The organism is Verrucomicrobiia bacterium (genome assembly GCA_035765895.1).
GTDB lineage: Bacteria > Verrucomicrobiota > Verrucomicrobiia > Limisphaerales > DSYF01 > DSYF01.
Genome location: DASTWL010000075.1, coordinates 26,336 through 48,574, shown reverse-complemented (window position 1 = coordinate 48,574; position 22,239 = coordinate 26,336). Strand labels below are relative to the sequence as shown.

19 protein-coding genes are annotated in these 22,239 nt (G+C 61.2%); 7 read left to right on the top strand and 12 right to left on the bottom strand.

What is annotated here, in order from left to right; all coding sequences use genetic code 11:
• Window positions 1-67: 67 nt before the first annotated feature.
• Window positions 68-1,429 carry a S8 family serine peptidase gene (locus VFV96_14955; protein HEU5071702.1) on the top strand — a complete coding sequence of 454 codons (1,362 nt, stop codon included), beginning with the start codon at window positions 68-70 and terminating at the stop codon, window positions 1,427-1,429.
• Window positions 1,430-1,439: 10 nt separating this feature from the next.
• Here VFV96_14955 and VFV96_14950 read toward each other — a convergent pair whose 3' ends face one another.
• Complete coding sequence (locus VFV96_14950; GenBank protein ID HEU5071701.1) at window positions 1,440-2,333, bottom strand: DUF4337 family protein; 894 nt, start codon at window positions 2,331-2,333, stop codon at window positions 1,440-1,442.
• A gap of 141 nt (window positions 2,334-2,474) precedes the next feature.
• Here VFV96_14950 and VFV96_14945 point away from each other — a divergent pair, with 141 nt between their 5' ends.
• Window positions 2,475-4,085, top strand: a complete 1,611-nt coding sequence (locus VFV96_14945) for an ABC transporter permease subunit (protein HEU5071700.1) — start codon at window positions 2,475-2,477, stop codon at window positions 4,083-4,085.
• 25 nt (window positions 4,086-4,110) lie between these two features.
• On the opposite strand, the gene VFV96_14940 is transcribed toward VFV96_14945, so the two are convergent.
• On the bottom strand, window positions 4,111-5,013 hold the full coding sequence (locus VFV96_14940) for an aldo/keto reductase (GenBank protein ID HEU5071699.1): 903 nt from the start codon (window positions 5,011-5,013) through the stop codon (window positions 4,111-4,113).
• 120 nt (window positions 5,014-5,133) lie between these two features.
• Between VFV96_14940 and VFV96_14935 the strand changes: the two genes are divergently transcribed.
• The 5 genes from VFV96_14935 (at window position 5,134) to VFV96_14915 (ending at window position 10,405) form a co-directional block, all read left to right on the top strand.
• Window positions 5,134-5,682, top strand: a complete 549-nt coding sequence (locus VFV96_14935; protein HEU5071698.1) for a 3-isopropylmalate dehydratase — start codon at window positions 5,134-5,136, stop codon at window positions 5,680-5,682.
• A gap of 9 nt (window positions 5,683-5,691) precedes the next feature.
• Window positions 5,692-7,050, top strand: coding sequence for a hypothetical protein (locus VFV96_14930; GenBank protein HEU5071697.1), 1,359 nt, complete (start codon window positions 5,692-5,694; stop codon window positions 7,048-7,050).
• Between the two features lie 7 nt (window positions 7,051-7,057).
• Window positions 7,058-9,043 carry a family 20 glycosylhydrolase gene (locus VFV96_14925; protein ID HEU5071696.1) on the top strand — a complete coding sequence of 662 codons (1,986 nt, stop codon included), beginning with the start codon at window positions 7,058-7,060 and terminating at the stop codon, window positions 9,041-9,043.
• Window positions 9,044-9,054: 11 nt separating this feature from the next.
• On the top strand, window positions 9,055-9,765 hold the full coding sequence (gene pdxH, locus VFV96_14920) for a pyridoxamine 5'-phosphate oxidase (protein HEU5071695.1): 711 nt from the start codon (window positions 9,055-9,057) through the stop codon (window positions 9,763-9,765).
• Between the two features lie 202 nt (window positions 9,766-9,967).
• Complete coding sequence (locus VFV96_14915; GenBank protein HEU5071694.1) at window positions 9,968-10,405, top strand: hypothetical protein; 438 nt, start codon at window positions 9,968-9,970, stop codon at window positions 10,403-10,405.
• Window positions 10,406-10,460: 55 nt separating this feature from the next.
• On the opposite strand, the gene VFV96_14910 is transcribed toward VFV96_14915, so the two are convergent.
• The 10 genes from VFV96_14910 to VFV96_14865 all read right to left on the bottom strand — a co-directional run bounded on the left by VFV96_14910 (window position 10,461) and on the right by VFV96_14865 (window position 22,113).
• Window positions 10,461-11,735, bottom strand: a complete 1,275-nt coding sequence (locus VFV96_14910; GenBank protein ID HEU5071693.1) for a response regulator — start codon at window positions 11,733-11,735, stop codon at window positions 10,461-10,463.
• 78 nt (window positions 11,736-11,813) lie between these two features.
• Complete coding sequence (gene gyrA / locus VFV96_14905; protein ID HEU5071692.1) at window positions 11,814-14,504, bottom strand: DNA gyrase subunit A; 2,691 nt, start codon at window positions 14,502-14,504, stop codon at window positions 11,814-11,816.
• An 8-nt stretch (window positions 14,505-14,512) separates the two neighbouring features.
• The gene (locus VFV96_14900; protein HEU5071691.1) at window positions 14,513-14,971 is read right to left on the bottom strand and encodes a type II toxin-antitoxin system VapC family toxin; all 459 of its coding nucleotides are present in this window, start codon (window positions 14,969-14,971) and stop codon (window positions 14,513-14,515) included.
• Window positions 14,955-15,287, bottom strand: a complete 333-nt coding sequence (locus VFV96_14895; GenBank protein HEU5071690.1) for a type II toxin-antitoxin system prevent-host-death family antitoxin — start codon at window positions 15,285-15,287, stop codon at window positions 14,955-14,957. The genes VFV96_14900 and VFV96_14895 overlap by 17 nt, the downstream gene beginning before the upstream one ends.
• Before the next feature lie 48 nt (window positions 15,288-15,335).
• The gene (gene gyrB, locus VFV96_14890; protein ID HEU5071689.1) at window positions 15,336-17,852 is read right to left on the bottom strand and encodes a DNA topoisomerase (ATP-hydrolyzing) subunit B; all 2,517 of its coding nucleotides are present in this window, start codon (window positions 17,850-17,852) and stop codon (window positions 15,336-15,338) included.
• Window positions 17,853-18,079: 227 nt separating this feature from the next.
• Complete coding sequence (locus VFV96_14885; GenBank protein ID HEU5071688.1) at window positions 18,080-18,925, bottom strand: ABC transporter permease subunit; 846 nt, start codon at window positions 18,923-18,925, stop codon at window positions 18,080-18,082.
• Window positions 18,922-19,845: an ABC transporter ATP-binding protein gene (locus VFV96_14880; GenBank protein ID HEU5071687.1), complete on the bottom strand. Its 924-nt coding sequence runs from the start codon at window positions 19,843-19,845 to the stop codon at window positions 18,922-18,924. Before VFV96_14880 ends, VFV96_14885 begins: the two co-directional genes overlap by 4 nt.
• Before the next feature lies 1 nt (window position 19,846).
• Entirely contained in the window at window positions 19,847-20,947 is a 1,101-nt protein-coding gene (locus tag VFV96_14875) for a HEAT repeat domain-containing protein (GenBank protein HEU5071686.1), read from the bottom strand.
• Window positions 20,931-21,479, bottom strand: a complete 549-nt coding sequence (locus VFV96_14870) for a type II secretion system protein (protein ID HEU5071685.1) — start codon at window positions 21,477-21,479, stop codon at window positions 20,931-20,933. The genes VFV96_14875 and VFV96_14870 overlap by 17 nt, the downstream gene beginning before the upstream one ends.
• A 7-nt stretch (window positions 21,480-21,486) precedes the next feature.
• A complete protein-coding gene (locus VFV96_14865; GenBank protein HEU5071684.1) occupies window positions 21,487-22,113 on the bottom strand; it encodes a hypothetical protein in 627 nt (208 codons plus the stop codon).
• Window positions 22,114-22,239 lie beyond the last annotated feature (126 nt).

Sequence of the window (22,239 nt, the reverse complement as noted above, 5' to 3'; positions counted from 1 at the left end):
GGTTTCGGTTGCGCGGGAACAATTTCGAACTGAACATGGTCACTGTGCGTCTGATGGGTAAATCACCATGAAAACCACCTGGAACTTTGCGCGGGGGCTTGGCGTTCTGCTGGCGGCGCTGCTGCTGGCCGGCGGGGCGATGCGCGCGAACGGCGGGGTGCGCTGGCACGCGGATCAGGAGACGCTCGATGTGAATTTGGACGGCGCGCCGCTGATTGAAACGCTCGGGCAAATTGCGAAACAAACCGGCTGGCACATCTACCTGGAGCCGACTCCCGGCAAGACGTTCACCGCCCATTTCAATGGCCGCGCGCGCGGTGAGGCCATGCGCATTCTGCTGGGGGATTTGAATTATGCGTTTGTGCCGCAAACGGACGCCGCCACCAAGCTCTTCGTGTTCCGCACCACACGCGACGCCGCGACGTTGGAGATTCAGCCCGCCGCCGCCGAACCGGTGATCCACGCCACGAAGTATGCGCCCACCCAGCTCATCGTCCGCCTCAAGCCGGGCGCCAGCATCGAGGCGCTGGCCCGCAAGCTGGGCGCCAAGGTCAAGGCGCGCATTGGCGACTTGAACGCCTACCTGCTCGAGTTTGACGATGCTGCCGCCATGGAGACCGCCCGCACCGAACTGGCCGGCAACCCGGACGTGGACAGCACGGATTACAATTACTTCGTGGATCAACCGCCCTCCGCGCAGCGGCTGGCCGGGACTTCCGTGGGCCCGGTCCAGTTGAAGTTGAATCCACCGCCGGCCGATGGGCGTGTCGTGGTCGGGCTGATTGACACCGCCCTCCAATCGCTGGGCCCCGAGTTGCAGCAGTTCCTGCTGCCGCAAATCTCCGTGGCCGGCGAAGCCAGGTCATCCAGCGAACCCACGCACGGAACCTCGATGGCGGAGACGATTCTCCGCGCGTTGCAAGGCACCACGGCCGGACAAACCCGCGTGCAAATTCTTCCGGTGGACGTTTACGGTCCCAACCCGACCACCACGACCTTCGACGTGGCCGGCGGCATCATCCGCGCGGTGAACGGCGGCGCCACCATCATCAACCTCAGCCTCGGCAGCTACACGGACAGCACGTTTCTGCACAGTGTCATCACGCAGGTTGCCGGCGAGCAGATCCCCGTCTTCGCGGCGGCGGGCAACGATCCGGTCACCACGCCGTTTTTTCCCGCGGCTTATCCGGAATCCATCGCCGTCACGGCCAAGGCCAGCTACGCCAACTACGGGAGCTTTGTGGACATGGTGGCCCCCGGCACGAGCGTGGTGTATTACAACGGCCAGCCGTGGCTGATCACCGGCACCTCCGCCGCGTCGGCATATGCCGCCGGGCTGGCCGCCGGGGTGGCTGACACGCGCGGCGTTCCAACGGCCGACGCCGCCAGCACGGTGAAAAACACCTTCCCGTTCAAGAGCAGCTTCTGATGCCGCTGCGTCACACGTAGAGATAAACGTAGATGGCGAAGGCTATGGCCGCGAGGCCCGCGCCCGCCGCCAGCGACCACAGCATGCTGCGTTGCCGGGCCGCGAGCGAGAATGTCGAAATGATGACTGCCGCCTGGGCCGCCAGCATGCCAAAGAAAAAACGCTGGCTGCGCTTGTGATGACGTTCCGCCGAGTGATTGCCCTGCCGCACCTGCAGTTCGTAAAGGCTGGCAATCGCCTGATTCAACCGCGCTTCCGCATCGTAGCGCGCCGCCGCGTAACGCAACCGCGCCGCAGCAAAATCGCGTCGCTGCTCCACGGAACCGTTCCCGGCCAAAGCCGCTTCGATCTGGTCGATGGCGCGACTGATGGGCGTGATCACCGCATCGTAGGCCAGCGCCCGGTCCCGCGCGGCGCGCAAGGCGGTCTCCAATGTCTCCGGCCTGACCTTCAGCAAGAGCGGCATGATTTCGCTCTCCGAGCGTTCGCCTTCAAGCGCCGTCAGTGCCGCCTGCAAATTGGTTTCCACGGCGGGCGCCGCAGGGAGCGGCGGCAGTTCGCCCGTTTGCAACGCCGCCTTCGCCCCTGGCACACGATCCACCCCGGAAAGCGCCGCAAGGTCGAGCGGATGCACCGCAGCGACGGCTTCCACCGTGTCGAGTGTGCTGCGTTGAAGGGACGCCCGGAGACGCTTGGCCTGAAAGAAATTCCACTGGTCGCCCGCCTTGGACTGCTGCTGCGCGGCCAGCGAACGGTCGTATTGCGCCCGGGTCATTTCGCTGGAGGCCAGCCCGGCCAGCATGGTGGCGACCACGGTCATGATGACCGGAGTCGCGGTGAGAATCTTGCCCCAGGTGGTTTGCGGCACGTCGGCCTTGAGCTGCTCGGGAATCTGCGTCTTCATGGCTTGCAATAAATTTCCGCCTGCGCGAGCAAGCTTACGGAAACCGAACGGTGGCTCCAGCTCTGAATGGAACTCGCAGCGAAGTGGCGGCAACATATTTGCATTGGTCAGCACGTTTTCGCATGCTGGCGCGGCATCCCCGTGAACCTGCAAACCATCATCTACCGCGAATTGCGCGCCGCGGCGCGGCGCCGCGAAACATGGCGTTTGCGGCTGGTATTCGGGATCGCCGCCACCCTGGCGTTCACCTTTGGGATGTTGTTGCCACAAATCAGCCCCCGCGAACGGGGCCTGACCGTGCTGATTTGTCTGGCCGTCGCGGGATTTGGCCTGAGCCTGTTCACGGGCGCGTATCTCACGGCGGACGCCATTACACGGGAGAAGCGCGAAGGAACACTGGGGCTGCTGTTCCTGACGCCACTGCGCCCATGGGAAATCATCCTTGGCAAAATGGTCACGCATTCGTTGCAGGTGGGCTACGCGTTGCTGGGCGCTTTCCCGGTGTTTTTTCTGCCGCTGCTGCTCGGGAGCGTGCTCTGGGGCGAAGTGCTGCGCCTTCTGCTCGTGCTCGCCCTGACCCTGGTCCTCTCCCTTGCCTGCGGGATGTTCTATTCAACACACCTGCGGGACGCGCGGACTGCCGTTCTCGCCACGATGATCACGATGCTCTTGCTGGCCCTGCTGCCGTGGCTGCCGCCATTGCTCCGGGGACTGGCACACCGGCACAGCAACCTTTACGGCGTGGCGCAACTCTCGCCCATGACCGCCCTGATCTTCGCGTTCGACGCCAATTTCCGCCTAAGCCGGGCGTCGGTAACGGGAGCAGGCGCCAGCATCTTTTGGGGTTCCATCCTCTGCCTCGCGACAGGTCTGATTGGCTTGGTGGCAATCGCCAGTGGACGACTGTCACAGGTGTGGGCGGACACGGGAACGGAGGCCCATGACACCGAAGAAACCCCGTGCCCGAACCGTCATCGCACACGGGCGTTGCCGTGGTGGGCCTTGCCGATGCACGCCGCTCCCCTGCTCTGGCTCGCGGCGCGCGACGCATTTGACCCGGTCTGGGTGAAACTTGTGCGCGGCGGCGCACTGGCCTTTTTCCTGATGATGGTGCTGACATCTGTCACCACGAACAACTGGGAGGTGGGATTCATCGCCGCGTTTTGCACGGCCTACGGGCTGCACTTGTTCACGCGCGTCCAACTGCTTTTTGCCGCCACGCAACGCGTGCACAAGGACCGGGAATGCGGGGCGCTGGAGGCGATTCTCGTCACGCCCGTGACCGACGCGGAAATGCTGCAGGCGCATCATGAAGCCTTCAAACGACAGCATTGGGCAACCTTGCTGACCATCCTGAGCACCAACGTCGTGCTCGAACTGGCCATGCTGGTGGGCAGCAAGCAGCTCCACATGGACGCCGACGCAGGCATGATCTTTTCGGCTTTCTTCCTCGGCGGAGCGCTCATTACGCTGAGCGATTTCAAGACGCTCCGCTGGGTTGGCCTGCGCGAGGCACTTCGCCAATCGTCACAGTTGAAGGCAGCCGGGCGGGCTTTCGTGCTGACGATGCTCGTCCCGTGGACGGCGTTCGCCGTGGCCTGGCTGTTCGCGATGGGCACCAACCACGAAACGATGGTCGCGTTGATTTTTTCGGCCTGGGTTGCCGCGTGTCTCCTTTACAACGAACTCCTGACATCCTCCTGCCAGCGCGCGTTGCAGGCGGGATTACGCCGGCTCGTCGCGGCCTCCTGAAGCACCGAATTCCCCGCGCCGCGCGTCATGCCGGGACCGCCGCAATGAACTGTCGAATCTCGTCGAGTTCCGTCAGGTTCTCACAGCCAACCAGCAGCACATCAACGCAGCCGCTTTGCAGGGCAAAGCGCACGGATTCCTTTTTCTTGTCCATGTCGTTGCGGAACGTGCCTTCACCGATGATCTTCATGCCCACGACGCCTTTGCCGTTGTTCTTGGCGGTGCGCAGCACGGTGAGAATCTCATCCGGGGAACCGTCCATGCGGGCGTGATAGGGGTTGATGCGCGCGTGAATCGAGTCCACCCAAGGCTCCTTCGCCGCCGCCTGCAAGGCCGGCAGGGAATGACAGGAAACGCCATGCGCGCGGATGACGCCCTTCTTTTTGAGTCCCGCGAGCAGATCCATCTGTTTGCGCAATTCGTCGGGCCACTGCCCGGAAGTGACGCAGTGCAGCAAGACTAGATCAAGATAGTTGGTTTTGAGTTCCTTGAGAAAACGGCCGACCACCACGTCCGCGTCGGGGCGCTCCGCTTCGGGAATGCCACCGCGATTCCACCAGATCTTGGTGGTGATGGCATACTCATCGCGCCGCACACCGCTCATGGCCCTGGCAAAAAACGGGTGCGAGCCATAAAGGTCAGCCAGATCGAAGAAACGCGAGCCCCGGTCATGCGCCCCCCGCACCAGTTCGGTGAACTTCGCCTGCCCGAGGCGCGTCTGATTCGACTGCCGCTGGCCGCCGTGCATACCGGTGCCCAGGCTGAGCCGGGTTACCTTGAGACCCGACTGGCCGAGCGCCACTTTATCGGCGGCATCAAAGGCCTTCGGTTTGCCTGGCTCCGCAGCGGCGAGTGCGCCGGCGCCCAACAACAGCGAACCGGCGGCAAGTCCGGTTGATTCCAGAAACTGACGGCGGTTCAATTTCATAGGCATTCGGGGTTCAGGTGACGCGGCGAACCTAAACCACAGACGCGGACTGGGCGAGGCAAATTCGGCCCGCGCGCAAATCTGATTGAAAAGCCGCGTCCCGCATCCCAAATTGGCCCAATGCAATCGGTATTTACAGGCCCGGTCTATGTGGTGCGCGACAACATCGACACCGACCAGATCATCCCCGCGCAGTATTTGAACCTCGTGCCGACCATCGCCGAAGAGTATGAAAAACTCGGCAGTTACGCGCTGTGCGGGCTGCCGGAGTCGCTCTACGCGACGCGCTATGTGAAGGACGGCCAGTTGGACAGCGAATATCCCATCGTCGTGGCGGGGAAAAACTTTGGCTGCGGCAGTTCCCGCGAACACGCACCCATCGCATTGGGCTCGGCAAGCTGCCGGATCGTGCTGGCGGAGAGTTTCGCGCGCATTTTCTTCCGCAACTGCGTCGCCACTGGCGAGCTTTACCCCTGCGAAATGACCGAACGTCTTTGCGACGTGCTCAAGACCGGCGACGTGGTGACGGTGGATCTCGATCAAACCACGGTGACGGTGAAGGCCACCGGCAAGGTGTATCACTTCAAACCCTTGGGCGACGTGCGCCCCGTGGTGGATGCCGGCGGGATTTTCAACTACGCCCGCAATTCGGGAATGATTTCGAAATAGGCGGAAGATGTGAAACTGGCATTCGCATCCGGCTTGGCGATTTTGATGGCAGTTTTTCTCGAGGCTTCAGCCCCAGCCTCCACGACTTCAACGAACCTCGCCGCTGGCGAATTCCACTCCCTGTTCCTGAGTTCCGATGGGAGTGTGTGGAGCATGGGCGCCAACTCCTACGGTCAACTCGGGGACGGGACGACGGTGACATTTGACGGCATCTACCGCCCGCGACTCATCGCCACCAACGGAGTAGTGAGCCTCTTCGCGGGAGCGTTGCATTCGCTGTTCTTGAAATCCGACAGCAGCCTTTGGGCATGTGGATGCAACCAATCGGGCCAGTTGGGTGACGGCACGCAGAATAACACAAATCGCCCGAAGATGATTCTAGCCTCAGGCGTCAAGACCGTGAGCGGGGGCAATCTCCACACAATGGTTCTGAAGACTGACGGCAGCCTCTGGGTGATGGGGGACAACAGCTATCGGCAATTGGGCGATGGCACAGCGAGCCCAACCAGCTCACCGAAGCAGATCGTGTCGAGTGATGTGACGGCCATCTCTGCCGGAGGGAACCATAGTCTGTTCGTGAAATCCGACGGGAGCCTGTGGGCGTTCGGTGATAACTACTACGGCCAGTTGGGATATGGCAGTATCGGCTTCACCAATAGACCAGTGCAAGTGGTCACCAGCAACGTTATCTCCATTGCCGGCGGCTATAATCACAGCCTGTTCCTTACGACCGACGGGGGCCTCTGGGGCATGGGAAACAACACCTCAGGTCAACTCGGTATTGGCACCTACAGCAACACCAACCGACCGCAGTTGATCCTTTCCAATGGTGTGATTGCGATAGCCGCCGGGCGATACCATAGCCTTTTCCTGAAAGCTGATGGCAGCCTCTGGGGCACGGGAGACAACTCTTACGGTGAATTGGGAACTGGCGTTGGCGGCTTCACCAATGTTCCGCAATTGATTTGTGCAAGCAACGTGGTCGCCATTGCCGCCGGGGAGGAACATAGCCTCTTCACAAAAGAGAACGGCACAGTCTGGGCCATGGGCCGCAATTCCATGGAACAACTTGGCGATGGGTTTACTTCAACCGATCCCGCGCTTCCTGAACAAGTTTATCCCCCGATTCCACCCCGTCTAACCAACAATCTTGCGCCGGGCGGCGACCTGATCTTCACCGCCGCCTGCAACTTTGGCGGAACCTATTATCTTTTGGAGACCACCAACCTCGCACTACCTCGCAGTCAATGGTCCACGGTGGCCACCAATTTCATATTCAATCGCTCCAATAATATTTTCTCGGCGACGCTGAATCAGGCCACCATACCTGACAACACCCCAAAGTTCTACATACTTCGGCTTCGATGACAGTCTTATGCGCTTTCGCCTGCTGCCTTATCCCCGATCGCTCAAACGGCTGGCGGGGATTCTTGTCCTGCCTCGGCGCGCGACCTTGGAACTGGACGAGTCGCTGAATCCGGACGAAGCGCGAACCATCAGGGAACGCCTACAACATTGGAGCGCCGGGCTCCAGCCCCGCATCAGCATCATTCCCGCTGACACAGTGCGGGCAACAACCGCCCGCCCGGCGAACATCCGCGCCGTTCGTAGTCCCGCCTTTAGGCGGTCTCCTGCTCCGGCAAAAACGGACCGGCTAAAGTCGGAACTACAAACGGAGTTCTACACGCTCACGATTGACCATCGCGGCGTGCTCATCGAGTTCAACGAACTCCCCGGCTTGCGCGCAGCGATCGCCACGCTGCGGCAGTTGCTCCGTGAACACGGACGCCACTTGCCGTTTCTTCGCATCCGCGACTGGCCAGATTTCCCGCGTCGCGGCGTGATGCTCGACATTTCGCGGGGCCGCGTGCCCACGCTGGCAACGTTGCTCGATCTGGCCGACAAGCTGGCCGATTTCAAAATCAACGAACTGCAGCTCTACACCGAACACACTTTTGCCTATCGCGATTTCAAGTCCGTCTGGCGTGACTGGGGCGCGCTGACCGGCGCGGAAATCCGCCGGCTTGACGCCCATTGCCGCCGGCTCGGCATTGACCTGGTGCCCAACCAAAATTCCTTCGGCCATTTGCGCGAATTTCTTGCCGATCCCCGGTTGAAGCCACTCGCCGAAATGGCGGCACCGTGGCCGGATGGCGGCGGCACGTTCTGGCGTTATCCGTCCACGCTCGCGCCAAACCACCCGGGCTCACTCCGCTTCCTGCGCCGGCTTTACGACGAACTGCTCCCGCATTTTCGCAGCACCTGTTTCAACGTCGGCTGCGATGAGACCTGGGATCTGGGGCGCGGCCAGAGCAAGAGGCTTTGCGCCAAGCGGGGCAAGGGGCGCGTCTATCTCGATTTTGTAAGAAAAATCCACCGCGAAGTGACGCGGCGCGGCCGACGCATGATGTTCTGGGGCGACATCATCCTGCATCACCCGGAACTCATCCGCAAATTGCCGCGGGACGTAATCGCGTTGAACTGGGGCTACGAGGCCAACCATCCCTTCGCCCGCGAAACGGCGCAGTTCGCCAAAGCCGGCATTCCCTTCTACGTTTGCCCCGGCACTTCGACGTGGGCAACGCTCGTGGGCAAACACGACAACGCCTTCGCCAACCTGAAGGCCGCCGCCCGGACCGGTCGTGCGCGCGGCGCCATCGGTTACCTCACCACGGACTGGGGAGATGGCGGTCACCCGCAGCCGCTCGCTGTAAGCTGGTTGCCGATGCTCGCCGGAGCCGCGCTGAGCTGGAACAGCCGTTCGCTCGATGACGACACGCTGCTTGCGGTGGCCAGCCGCGAGGTTTTCAACGACCGGAGCGGCCACACGGCGCGGGCTGCCTTGGAACTCGGATTGGCGCATCGCCGGCTGGGGTATGACACACCCAACGCGACACCGCTCGGAGCCGCACTGGCCGCTCCGTTGCCGGAGTCCCATGAGCTGTTCTGCCGCGACGGTTTGAAGTATTACGCCCGTGTTCGGCCATCCGGCCTTCGTGCCGCTTTGGCATGCCTCGAAACCGAACGCCGCCGGCTCGCGCGGGCCCGGCCCGACACCGCCTCCGGCATGCTGCTGGTTGCGGAACTGGATCTCGCCGCCCGCATGGCCGCCCAATCCTGCCATCTCATGCTCTGGCAACAGGCGCTCGCGCGTGGGTCCCGTGGCACGGCCAAACAACTGGCCACCCGGGCAATTCGCGAGCTTCAGCAACTGGATCGCGATTTCACCGCGCTGTGGCCCCGCCGCAACAAAGCCACGCCGGCAAAGTGCATCCCCTTTCTGCAGTGGCGCATCGCGGATTACTTGTGCGGCCGGCTGCATTTCGCACCCGAGATTGCCCGCCCGGCGCCGGGCGTTTAAAGTCAGCCGCCATGGCCATTGCCGACATTCGCCGGGACTACACCGCCGGCCACCTCGAACGCAGCGGGCTGGATGCCGATCCGCTGCGGCAGTTCGACCGCTGGTTCGCCGAGGCGCTGCACGCCAAATCCACCGGCGGCCGGTGGCGGCGGTTTGCCATCGGGATTTACAAAAGCTTCGCCGCGTTGTTCGGCGCCCCAAACCTGGAGGCCAACGCCATGGCGCTGGCCACGGTCAACGCCGAGGGCAAAACTTCCGTGCGCACGGTTCTGCTGAAGGGGGCTGATGAACGCGGGTTCATCTTCTTTACCAACTACCACAGCCGCAAAGGCCGGGAACTGGCAGACAACCCGAATGCTTCCCTCGCATTCTACTGGCCGGAACTGGAACGGCAGGTTTGCATTGCCGGCCGGGTCTCCAAGTTGCCACGGGCAGAGTCGGAAACCTACTTTCACAGCCGGCCCCGGGGCAGTCAGCTGGCCGCAGTAGCATCCGACCAAAGCAGCCCGGTGCCAAACCGCGAGTTTCTCGAAACCCGCATGCGCGAACTGGAGGCCCAGTTCGCCCAAACCACGGTGCCGATGCCGGAGCATTGGGGTGGTTATGTGCTGGTTCCCGAACGGATCGAATTCTGGCAGGGCCGGGCCAGCCGGCTGCACGACCGCTTCAGCTACACGCGCGATGCCGGTGGCCACTGGCAGCACGCGCGGCTTTCGCCCTGACCGGAGCTGCCACTGGTTGCATTTCCCCGAACGCGGACGATGTTGTGTTGAACCCAGAGTGCAGTCATTGACTGCGGGAGGTCCGTCTATGTTGCCCGTAACTTCAGCTTTGACCGGGACCGAAAGTGAAGGACGCTGGTCGGTCTTGGTGACGTTTGACAGCGCGGAAGCCCGCCGACGCGCAATGCGAGTGTGTGAGAACATGGTGGCCCGCTTCTGGCCGGGGATCGATTTTCAAATCCATTGGTGCACATTCGATCAACTGGCCGAACCGCAGGCGGCTTCCGTGGCGGCCGAGCATGCGTGCTCCGCCCAGATGATCATCGTGGCGGCCGAAGCCGATCCTGGACTGAAACGACATGTCGCGGAGTGGATGGAAGGCTGGAGCCGTCAACGCCGGGGCCGCGAGGGGGCCTTGATCGGACTGATTGAAGGGCCGCGAGAGAGCGATGCCTATTATCTGGTGCAGACCCAGTTGCGAACCGCCGCGCATCTTGCCGGGCTCGATTATTTGACGCATGAACCCGAGTGCGCCCCCGCCCCCATTCCGGATGACGCCAAATGGCTGGAATCGCGTTGCGGCGAGATGGGGTCAGTGCTGGGAGATATACTGCAACGCTCAAGCCGCCCGGTGGTGTAGCGAGCAAATCGATAAGGGCAGGCAGCGGCTTGAGAAAAGGGCGAAGGCTGGGTTTCTATTTTTGATCGTTCGTCAGGTGCCATTCCCCGTCGTAAGTTGAAACCACCACAAAACCATCGCCGGTGATTTCATCGATCACTTCCTTCTCACGCTCAGTTGCCGGCGCCGTTACGTCCTCCGTTTCCGGCTGAGAGTCACCGTCAGCTGCTGGCGCAGGCAGGGTGGTCAGGTGGACCGTGTCGTCGCCAGCCGGCTGAATCCTCTCCTCATCTCTCAGCCGCGCGGCTTCCATGACCAGCATCTCCCACGATCCGCTGATCGTAACTTCCACCGGGCTCTGATAGGGCTTCACGTGAAACTCGCCCGCACTGAGCCCCAGCAGCCGGTTCAACGCCGGCACCCCCGTCAGCTCGCCGGTTCGCGCATGCGTAATCACCCCCTCGTGAATGTAAATTTCCCCGCCGCCTTGCGCGGTGCGAACCTCCAGCACGCATGAATTGCGGCCCAGACACTGGATTTGCACCACATCGGCCAGTCCCACCTGCCGCAACGTGCCGGAAAACCCCTCGCGTTGCTTCCACAGCAGCAAATCATTGAGCACATTGAAAAGGAACCGTGCCCCGTCCGGCGTGGCGGACTTTTCCAGAAACAATTCGGCACCGGTGGCCAGACAGGTTGTCCGGCGGCTCTCACTGGCGTTGCCGGTAAGCACCACCATCTTCACCTCGGGATGCCGGCGATGCGCGATGCCCAAAAGCTGCACGCCATCCAACAACGGCATGTTGATGTCCAGAACCGCCAGTTCAATCGGGTGTTGCTGCAAAACGGCGAGCGCCTGATCGGCAGCCACGGCCTTGTGGATTTCCCACGTTCCTTCACTCAGCGCCTCGAACAATTCGCTGATGGTTTCGAGGAATGCCATGCTGTCATCCACCAACAGCACCTTGTGCCTCGCCGCCACGCCATCCGAAGCTGTCGTCCTCGTGGTGGAACTGGCCGCTGCCACGGGAGCCACCCGAACCACGGGCGGGACGGGCTTTTCCGCGGTCAACTCCAGGCGCAACTCGACTTCGCCAACCCGAATGGTGTTGCCCGGCTTGAGCACCCCCTCGCTGACACGGTTGCCTTCTATGAATGTCCCATTGGTGGAATGCATGTCCCGAACCAGGAGTTCCTCGCCATTCCACCGAAACTCCGCATGCTGTCCGGAAACTGATGGCTCCGGCAGTTGGAGTGCGTTTCCCGGAGATCTTCCTACGGTAACCCATTGGCGGCCCAACTCATGGGTTAAACCTGTCAGCGATTTGGAAATGACGACCAGTTTGGCCATGCGTGCGTGCCCCGGAAATAGCAGGTTTTCTGCCACGCCTCAGCCTTTCGCAAACCAGGCTATCCACGGTGCCCACAATCACTTGCCGGGCACTTCACCCACGCCCTCCGTGCCGTCTTCCTGCGATTCACTGATGACCGGCGCAATGGCCTGCAACTTGTCGCCCGTGTCCAGATTTATGAGCTTTACTCCCATGGTGTTCCGGCCCGCCTCCCGAATGTCCTTCACAAAGGTGCGGACCATCTGGCCGCCCACCGTAATCAGCATGATCTCATCCGTGTCGCAGACCGGCAGAGCACCAATCACCCCGCCCGTCTTGTCGCCAACCTTCATCGTGATGCGTCCCTTGCCCCCCCGCGACTGCTTCCGCGTGCCACTTTCGGATTGCACAAGGTATTCATCGAAGGAGGTTCGTTTGCCAATGCCATTCTCACCTGCCACCAGCAGTGCAGCGTCCGGCACCACCACGGCCAGCGCCACCACAGCATCCCCTTCCGCCAGCGTAATGCCCTTCACGCCCGCCGCGGAACGCCCCATGGACCGGACATCGGATTCACCAAACCGGATGCTCATGCCATTGCGGGTAATCAGCACGACATCATCCCCTTCGTCCCCACCTTCGGTGCTTCCACGGGTTTGTTTCACATCAATCAGCGTGTCTCCCGCCTCAATAGTGATGGCAATGATACCGCCCTTGCGGACGTTGGCGAAATCGCTGAGCGCCGTCTTCTTGACCGTGCCGTGCTGGGTGGCAAAGAACAATTCCCCGGGCTGTTGCCAGGTGATGTCTTCACGGTTTTCACCGGTCTTCGAGAGAATGCGGATCATCGCGGCAATCTTCTCGTCCGCCTTGAGTTCGAGCAGATTGGCGATGCTCCGCCCCTTCGACGCCCGGCCCATGTCGGGAATCTCATGCACCCGCTCGACATAAACGCGCCCCGTGTTCGTGAAGAACATCAGGTAGTCATGCGTGCTGGCCGTGAAGAGATGCTCGACGAAGTCCTTGTCCTCGGCGGTTTCGCCCTCGCGTGTTGCCATGCCGATGACGCCTTTGCCGCCACGCCGCTGCGCGCGATAGGCGCTCACAGCGGTGCGTTTGATCAAACCAGCGTGAGTCAGCGTAATGATGACGCCTTCGTTGGCAATCAGGTCTTCGATGGCGATTTCGCCCTCGTCCGGCACGATCTCGGTCCGGCGCGGCGTGGCGTGCTTTTCCTTGATGGCCTGCAATTCAGCCTTGATGATCGCCATCACGCGCGATTCCTTTGCCAGGATGTCGAGCAGATCCTTGATCGTTTCGAGCAATGCCTTGTATTCCGACTCGACCTTGTCGATTTCGAGCCCAGTCAACTGGTAGAGACGCAGATCGAGAATCGCGTCCACCTGCCGCTCCGTCAGCGTGTAACGTCCGTTCTGCATGCGTTCTTCGCTGCGAATCAAGATGCCCCACTGCTCCACCTGCGCCCGCGACCACTCGAAGGCGAGCAGCTTGATGCGCGCCTCATCACGGTTGCGGCTGGACCGGATGATGTGGATAAACTCGTCGAGATTCGCGAGCGCGATGAGGTAGCCCTCCAGCAATTCGGCGCGTTCCTCGGCTTTGCGCAGTTCGTAGCGCGTCCGACGCAGCACGACCTCACGGCGGTGCTCGATGTAACACTGGATAAGCGCCTTGAGATTGAGCGTCTTCGGCCGGCCATGATCAATCGCCAGGCAGTTCACACTGAAGCTGACTTCCAGTTGCGTGTGCTTGTAGAGATTGTTGATGACAACCTTGGGCAACGCCTCGCGCTTGAGCTCCATCACGAGCCGCGTGTGCTCGTCGGACTCGTTGCGCATCGCGGAGATTTCCGTGATGACCTTTTCGTTGACGAGATTGGCGATGGCCTGTTCCAGCGCGGCCCGGTTGACGTTGAAGGGAATCTCCGTGATGACGAGCTGCTCGCGGCCGTTGCGGATTTCCTCGGAACCCACGCGCCCGCGCAGCTTCACACTGCCCTTGCCCGTCTCGAAGTAATTCTTGATGCCCTCGATGCCGCAGATGACGCCGCCCGTCGGAAAGTCCGGCCCCTTGATGAGTTTCATCAACTCCATCGGCGTGATGGCGGGCTTGTCAATTTGCGCGCAGATGCCGTCAATGACTTCGCCGAGGTTGTGCGGGGGCATGTTGGTGGCCATGCCGACCGCAATGCCGGTGCCGCCATTGACCAGCAGGTTCGGGAACGCCGCCGGGAACACCGTCGGCTCCGTCATGCGCTCGTCGTAGTTCGGGACAAAGTCCACCGTGTCCTTGTCCATGTCCGTCATCAACGCCGCGCCGAGGTGCGTCAGCCGGGCCTCGGTATAACGCATCGCCGCCGGCGGATCGTCTTCGATGGAGCCAAAGTTGCCCTTGCCGTCCACCAGCCGCTCGCGCATCGCCCACGACTGTGCCATATGGACCAGCGTGGGGTAAATCACCGCCTCGCCGTGCGGGTGGTAGTTACCGGAGGTGTCACCGCAAATCTTGGCGCACTTGTAGTGCTTGCGCCCCGGGAACAGCGAGAGCTGCTCCATCGCATACAGAATGCGTCGCTGTGAGGGCTTCAAACCGTCCCGCACATCGGGCAGCGCACGGGAGATGATCACGGACATCGAGTAGTCCAGGAACGACGCCTTGATTTCCTCGGCAACGTTGATCTTGGTGATTTTCTCGCCCTGCGAATAGGCGCCGCCCGGCTGCGATGGGGTCGAGTCCTGCGGCGGATTGGATTCAGTTTCGTCTGGCATGATTAAATCTAGTTTGGGGCTCCCGGCGGCGGCACCAGCGACAAGCCAATCAATTCGGACGCGTCGCACACGCGCTGGTCGCTGCTGCACATCTGTTCGCCGCCGAGCAATTCCGCCGTGGCCACATGGATAGCGTCCAGCGTCCGCAGGGCAACGTGGGGATGGCATTGGTCAATGACCGCACCCGCCCGCTCGATCACGCGGCGGTCCAGAGTAAGCAGGACGAATTCCTGATCCCGGACCTTGTCCTGAAACAGCCGCCAGCCCTTGAGCCGGTCCGGGCGCGAAATCCGCCCTGCCCGTTCTTTGGTGAGCAGGGCGGATCGCACTTCCACCACGGCAAGCTCTGACGTGACGACGGGTTGTCCGGCGACGACGGCGTGATACGCCGCGCTGTCGGGTTCGTGGCTGACCAGCTTGACGATGACGCAGGAGTCGAGATACATCAGCTTACCAACCTCTCCCATCCCGGTCAGCGCGGACGATCTCGTCAGCGAACGGCCCCTCGGTTTGCATCGGCATGGTCTTGAGCTGCTCCCAAGTTCCCGTGAACACCTTGCGGGGCTTGTGCGGCGTCACGGGCGACAGGACCGCCTTCGGCACGCCATCTGAGGTGATGGTCACTTCCTGCCCACCGGCGACCAGTTCCAGCAACGCCGACAATTTGGCTTTGGCGGCTCGAACCGGAATGGTTAACCCGATGCCGGGCACCGCCACCGCATCGTTTAGAACCGTCGCCTCCGACCTCTGCCCCGGGTATTTTATGGTTCGTTTCGCTTTCACAGCACCAATGTAGTCACGCGTGACCACATTTGTCAAACCTCACCTTCATTAGACATCCAAGTTTCTCACGTTCAGCGCATTGTCTTCGATGAACTGACGGCGGGGCTCGACTTCGTCGCCCATGAGCCTGACGAACATCTCCTCCGCCTCGACGGCATCGGTAAGGTCAATGCGCAGCAGCTTGCGCCTCACGGGATTCATCGTGGTCTCGAAGAGTTCCTTGGCGTCCATTTCACCCAGTCCCTTGAACCGGTAAATCTGGATGCCCTTTTTGCCGACCGCCTTCACGCCGTTGAGAATTTCCGGAATCGAAAACAGCGGCGTCACGGTCGCCCGCTCGCCTTCGCCCTCCGTCAGCTCGAACAGCGGCTTGTCCTGCGCGGCATAGTGGTCCACGGCCAGGCCCTTCTTCGACAGCTTGTTGAGCAGTTCGCCGATGGCCTTGCTCTCCAGGTGCAGGTCGGAAACCTTCGCGCGACGCGTCGGCCCCTCCTTCTTGCGCTCCACCTCGGTGTCGTTCCCGAACAAGTCGCCGTTCGCGGCCTTGAATTCCTCCAGCGCCTCGTTGTTGAGGAAATAATGCACCGTCTCGTCGTTCCCTTCGCGCACTTTCGCCATGAACTGCGGCAACGCGCCGTCCGGACTGCGCTTGTCCACGTAGCTCGCAAAATCCCCGCCCTGGCGGCGGATGTAGGTGGCGTGCTTGTCGAGTGATTCGAGCAGCGCAAGAATCTCCTCCAATTGCTTCGGCGTGAACTCACGGCCATCGGCCAGATTCCGCAACTTCACTTCTTCGGTGCCGTTCTGGAGCAGGATGCGATTGAGCTGCACGTCGTCATCCACGTAGTCAGTGCGTTTCTTGCGCGTCACCGAGTAAAGCGGCGGCTGCGCGATGTAAACAAAGCCCTGCTTCACGAGCTGCGGCATCTGACGATAGAAGAACGTCAGCAGCAGCGTCCGAATGTGCGAGCCGTCCACGTCAGCATCCGTCATGATGATGATCTTGTGGTAACGGAGTTTCTCGATGTTGAACGCCCCTTCGCCCTCGCCATCACCGATCCCTGTGCCGATGGCGGTGATCATCGTCCGGATTTCATTGTTCTGAAGCACCTTGTCGAGGCGCGCCTTCTCCACGTTGATGAGTTTGCCGCGAATGGGGAGAATTGCCTGAAACTTGCGGTCACGGCCTTGTTTGGCAGAGCCCCCGGCCGAGTCACCTTCGACGATGTAAAGCTCGGTGTTCTCGGGATTCCGATCGGAGCAGTCCGCCAGTTTGCCGGGCAAGCCGCCACCAGTGAGCGCGCTCTTGCGCACGGCTTCGCGTGCTTTGCGCGCCGCCTCCCGCGCCCGCGCCGCGTTAAGCCCCTTGTCCACAATCTTCTTCGCGACGGGCGGATTCGCGTCGAAGTAGTTCATCAACCCCTCATAGCATACGGAGCCCACGATGCTCTCGACTTCAGGCGACAGGAGTTTCACCTTCGTCTGCGACTCAAACTTCGGGTCGCTGTGTTTCACCGAGATGACCGCCGTCAATCCTTCACGCACGTCGTCGCCGGTGATTTGCGGATCCTTTTCCTTCAACAAATTGTTGGACTTGGCGTATTGGTTGATCGCCCGGGTCAAAGCGCTGCGAAAGCCCGAGAGATGCGCGCCGCCATCGGGGTTGTGAATGGTGTTCGTGTAGCACAACACCTGATCGTTGTAGCTGTCGTTGTATTGCAGCACGACCTCGACATGAACCTCGACGTTCTTGTCGTCCGTTTTAACCTGCGATTCTTTGCGGAAACTGATCGGCTTGGGGTGAATCGGTTCCCGGCTTTTGTTGAGCTGCTTGACGAACTCCTCCACGCCGTCCTTGTAATAAAACCGCTCAGGCTCCGCCTCCGTGTTGCGCTCGTCGTTGAAAATAATCTCGAGTCCGGAATCCAGAAACGCCAGCTCGCGCAGCCGCTGCGCAATCCGATCCGCCTTGAACTCGGTGGTCTCGCGGAAAATCTCCGGATCTGGCATAAACGTGATGAGCGTGCCCGTGCCTTTGGCCTTGCCGATGACCTCGAGCTTCCTGACTGTTTTGCCCCGCTCGAATTGCATGTGATACACCTTGCTGTCGCGGGAGACTTCCACCTCGAACCATTCGCTGACGGCGTTCACGCACTTCGCGCCAACGCCGTGCGTGCCGCCCGAAAATTTGTAGCCGCCCTGTCCGTATTTGCCGCCCGAGTGCAGTGTAGTGAGGACCATTTCGACGCCGGGAATCTTGTATTGCGGATGGATGTCCACCGGAATGCCGCGGCCGTTGTCGCGGATGCTGATGGAACCATCCACATGAATGGTCACCTCGATCTTGTCGCAGTGCCCGGCGAGATGTTCATCGACGGAGTTGTCGAGCACTTCGGAGACGCAGTGGTGCAACGCCCGTTCGTCCGTGCCACCGATATACATGCCGGGCTTTTTCCGCACCGCTTCCAACCCTTCCAGCTTGCCGAGTTTTGATGCGTCGTAACTCTCGGACACGGTGCCGGCCGGGGTGATGTTCTGATCCGCCACGAGGGCTTCGTTGGACATAAAATGATGCAAAAACGGAGGCCGTCTGGGCGCCTCCAAATGGTGCCGAAATCTTAGAAAAAAACGCCCGCTGGCACAACTTCAATCTCCCTAAAAAACCACTATTCTTTGTGGCTCACGGCCACCCGACGCCAAACGGATTGTGGTTCCCCGGCCGGACCGGCATGGTGAATCCGGGTGCCCCGACCACGGTGATTAACCGCCGCCGGGCCGGGCCCAAAACCGCACTACGATTTGATGTCACGCACGTGGAAGGCGCAAAGGCCGATGACCAGCGCCGTGGCGTTAAATCCCGCCAGCACGCACAGGCTTTTGGCCATTTCCGGCCACGCGATGGGTTGATTGAAGACCAGCAACCAGCAGCGGAAGTGATTGGTCAGGAAAAAGTCCTTGTATTCCTCGAAGAACGGCATGTTCTCCATCACGAGATTCGCCAGCAGAAAGGTCAGGGCGAGAATGGTCGCCGCCGCGGGCTTCATGTTGAAGCATGAGAACATGAACGCGAGCGCGAACATGGTGGCGGCGTTGATGGCCAGCACCACGTGCGCGAGTGCAAAGTAACCCAGCCCGGCCCACGCCGGCTGCACCGCAAACACCCGCACGGGCCCGGGCACGAACACAAACATATCCTGCCACGGAAACCACAGTCGCGCGAATGCCAGCGCCATCACGCCCAGCGCAAGCACCAGCACAAGGCAAAACAGCAGCCCGGCCACCCATTTGACCATCAGCAGGCGCAACCGGGAAATCGGCCGGCATAAAATCATGCGCAGCGTTCCGTCCTCCGCCTCTTTGGCCACCATGTCCCCGCCGACCAGGCAGGCATACAGTGGCATGAGCAGCAGGATTTGCGGAATCAACATGATCACGGCCACCGTCAGGGCCGAGATGTATTGCGCCGCCAGGTAACCATTGCCTTCGAGAAGGCGCGTGGTGTTTTGCTGCCAGTGCGAATAATGAAACGCGAGCAGCATGGCATTCTGGGCCACCAGAAAGGCGCCAAAGCCGATGTAGGTTCGCTTCTTGCCAAACAGCTTCCACAGTTCGCTGCGCAGTTGTCGGAAAAACATCATGGGGGCCCGCCTTTCCGCACCGCCGCGTCGCGCGCGTCGCCCATGAGCGACAGGTAAAAATCCTCCAGGGTTTGCTCCTCGCCCGCGATGGCGTGAACCGCGAAGTCATGCTGCACCAGCCAGCGCGTCACCTGCGCCGTCGCCACGCCCGCCCGCAGAATCACATGCTCACTCCCCTGCTCCGCCACGATGAGTTCCGCCGCTCGCAGGCCGGCCACGGCCGCGGCAAAATCATCCACCTCCAGACGGACCCGGTTGGTCTGGCGGGTGGCGTCCGCCAGCGTGCCTTCAAACACTTTGCGCCCCTGGTTCATCACCGCGATACGGGTGCAGAGCTGTTCCACTTCATTCAACAAATGCGATGAAAGCAGAATCGTCAGCCCCAGTTCGCGGCGCAGGCGTTGAATCGTCTGACGCATCTCGTGAATGCCTTCGGGGTCAAGGCCGTCGCTGGGCTCATCGAGAATCAACAATTCGGGCGCGGGCAGCAGTGCCTGTGCAATCGCCAGCCGGGCGCGCATGCCGTGCGAATAGGTGCGGACCTTCGCCTGTTCGCGCCCGGTCAATCCCACCCATTCGACGACCTCGCGAATCCGCGCCGGCTCCGTCGGCCCGGAGTAGTAACTCAGCAGCTCCAGGTTGCGCCAGCCGCTGAGATAATCGTAAAACACCGGCGCTTCAAAAATGGCACCAACCTTCGCGAGCGCCTGCTCCCGGTGACGTGTGAGATCATGACCACAAACGCGCACCTCGCCGGCGGTTGGCCAGACCTGGCCAAGCATCATCCCGATGGCCGTGCTCTTGCCCGCACCATTGTGGCCAAGCAGGCCGAAGATTTCGCCGCGCGACACCCGCAACGACAATCCATCCACGGCGGGCCGCCGGCCAAAAATCTTCGTCACTTCAGAAAGTTCAATCATTTCATCTGCCTCCCTTTGCCGGATCAGCAGCGGATTCCCAGCGTTTTAGGGCCGCTCTTGCGTAGCCCCCAACATTATCCGTTCGCTGCGCCGCCTTGTGAAGTGCCGGAACGACCGCATCCCTGCAGGACTTGAATTCAGGCGGCGCCCATTCGAGCACCCACACTGCCTCGCACGCGACCAACGTATTCGTATTCTTCAAGGATTCGATCAGCGCGGGCACAACCGATTGCGGGTCGCTGCCAAAGTATTTCATCGCCGCAACAGCCCGGAACGCGACCTGATCATCCGGGTCTTTTGAGATGGCCGTCAACACGCCCGCCGCGCCCATCTTTTTCGCCATACCCGGGTCAACGCGGATCAACGCCTGGGCAGTTAGAACGCGCACTTGAGGCTGCGGATCGCGAAGTGCGGCCACCAATGCCGGAGCAACAATTCCCCGCTGTTCAGGGAACCACTGCAGGGCATTTGCCGCATTGTTGCGCAATCCCCAATTGCTCCGGTCCTGCAGCGCCCGAAGCAGCCCCGGCAGCAACTTCATCTTTTCATCCACGGGCATGTGATTGAGCAAACATTGGTCGTCCTCGCTCGCTGTGAAGAAGTTGATTGCACACTGCCGCACATCGGCGGCCTCGTCGTGGACGACGGTTCGAATCAAGACCGGCATGGCGTTGCTGGCGTCATTCCCAAGGCTCGAAAGCAGCGAAGCCAGGCACATCCGGGTAGAACGCGTCGAGTCGGATTTGGGAGACGGCACCCATCGCATCAAAAAGCCCGGCAAACTTCGATAGAGTTGACGGTAAGCCCGCTGCCCCGGATGGTTGGCACGCTCCAACCCACGAATTAGCACTTGGACGCCTTCCTCGCCGTAACCGCGCCACTCCTTGACCTGTTCGTCGTCACTGTATTTCAGATTCTTGATCCATTCACTCTCATGCTTGTCACGAAAGAGAGGATCACTGCCACCAATCGTGACGCCCGCAAACCAGAGCACCAGCAGACTCAAACCTGCGGCAAAGACCAGCAGGATAAGGGCAGCCGGCTTCAACATCCGCCGCATCTTGCTCGCCTTCTGGCTGGTTCGCTCATTTGGAGCCTTCAATGGCGAGCAGGTTTTTGATGTGACCGTCCGCGTAAAGGTAGTTGACCCCCTTCTTCTCGCCGCGCGCCGCATGAAACGCCTCCTTGTCGAAGAGCACCGGCGTCCGGCTTGAACCAAGATTCAAGGTGAGCACGCGCAAATGATCGGCATCCTGGCCATTCAGCAGGCTGTTCCACGCGTAACTGCTGCCCGTTTGCTCGAAGAGCTGCTGGCGGTCCGAAGGACATCGGAACACCAGCACGTTGCCGACCTGGTTGGAAAGTGCTACGTCCACGGTGGGCAATGCGTTGGTGACCGGCGCATTCGTGCCTGGCGCGCGGTCGCGCAGAGACGGCATGCGGTTGTTGTTTTCCTGGACGTAAATTTGCAGGCCGAGACCGATCTGGCGCAGGTTGCTCAAACAGGCGGTGCCGCGGGCCAGCTCCTTCGCGCGGCCCAGCCCCACGACCAGCAACGCCGCCAGGGTGCTGATGATGGCAATCACCACCAGCAGCTCGATCAACGTAAAGGCCAACTGGCGCAGCTTCAGCATGGGTCCTTCAACGCTCCCGCGGCCCCCCGAAAATGAACCGTCCGCTTTCCATCATGCGCTGCAATTCCTCCAACACCGGCGCGACCTCGGCCTTGGTTTGCGCGGAACTCTGGCTGTAAAAAGACTTGAGGCCGATGGCAGCCATCTGCTTTTGCAAATCGGCACTGAGCAGCGGGGCGTTGGTGGACACGGGCAGGCCCTGCCCGGTCTGCGCAGTGGCCTGAGCCTCCCGCAGCCGCCGCAAGGCGTCGCTGATGGCCCGCTGCCGCCGTTCCTCGGGCAGTTCCTCAAACGCGTTGATCATTTGCTTGAAGCCGGTGGGCATGGTCGCTTCAAGGAACTGCGATTTTTCCTCCTCCGTCATTTGCGCAAACCATTTTTCCCAGATGCGCCCCAGGCGGGCTTCGCGCCGTTCATCGTAGGACAAGGCGTTGAGCATGTCCGCCAGCCGGTGAATGGCCCGGGCCCGGTCGGCCGCCGAAAGGGAGCTCAAATCCACGGCCGCCGAATAGGCGCGTATTTTTTCCGGGGTGACTTTCAAGCCCGCCGCAATCTTGTAACCCGCGAAGACCAGTATCCAGGCCACCACCAAACCGGCGCCGGCCCAAAGCAGCATTTTGTAGCGCGGTGACATGCCGATACAACATAGCCAGACCGGGCGCGACTTGCACCGGGAATATTCCAGCGCGCCCCGGCCCGCACCCGGACTGCCAAAAGCAACTTGATTTGACCCGGCCACTTTCTACCTTCCCGTTTCCGG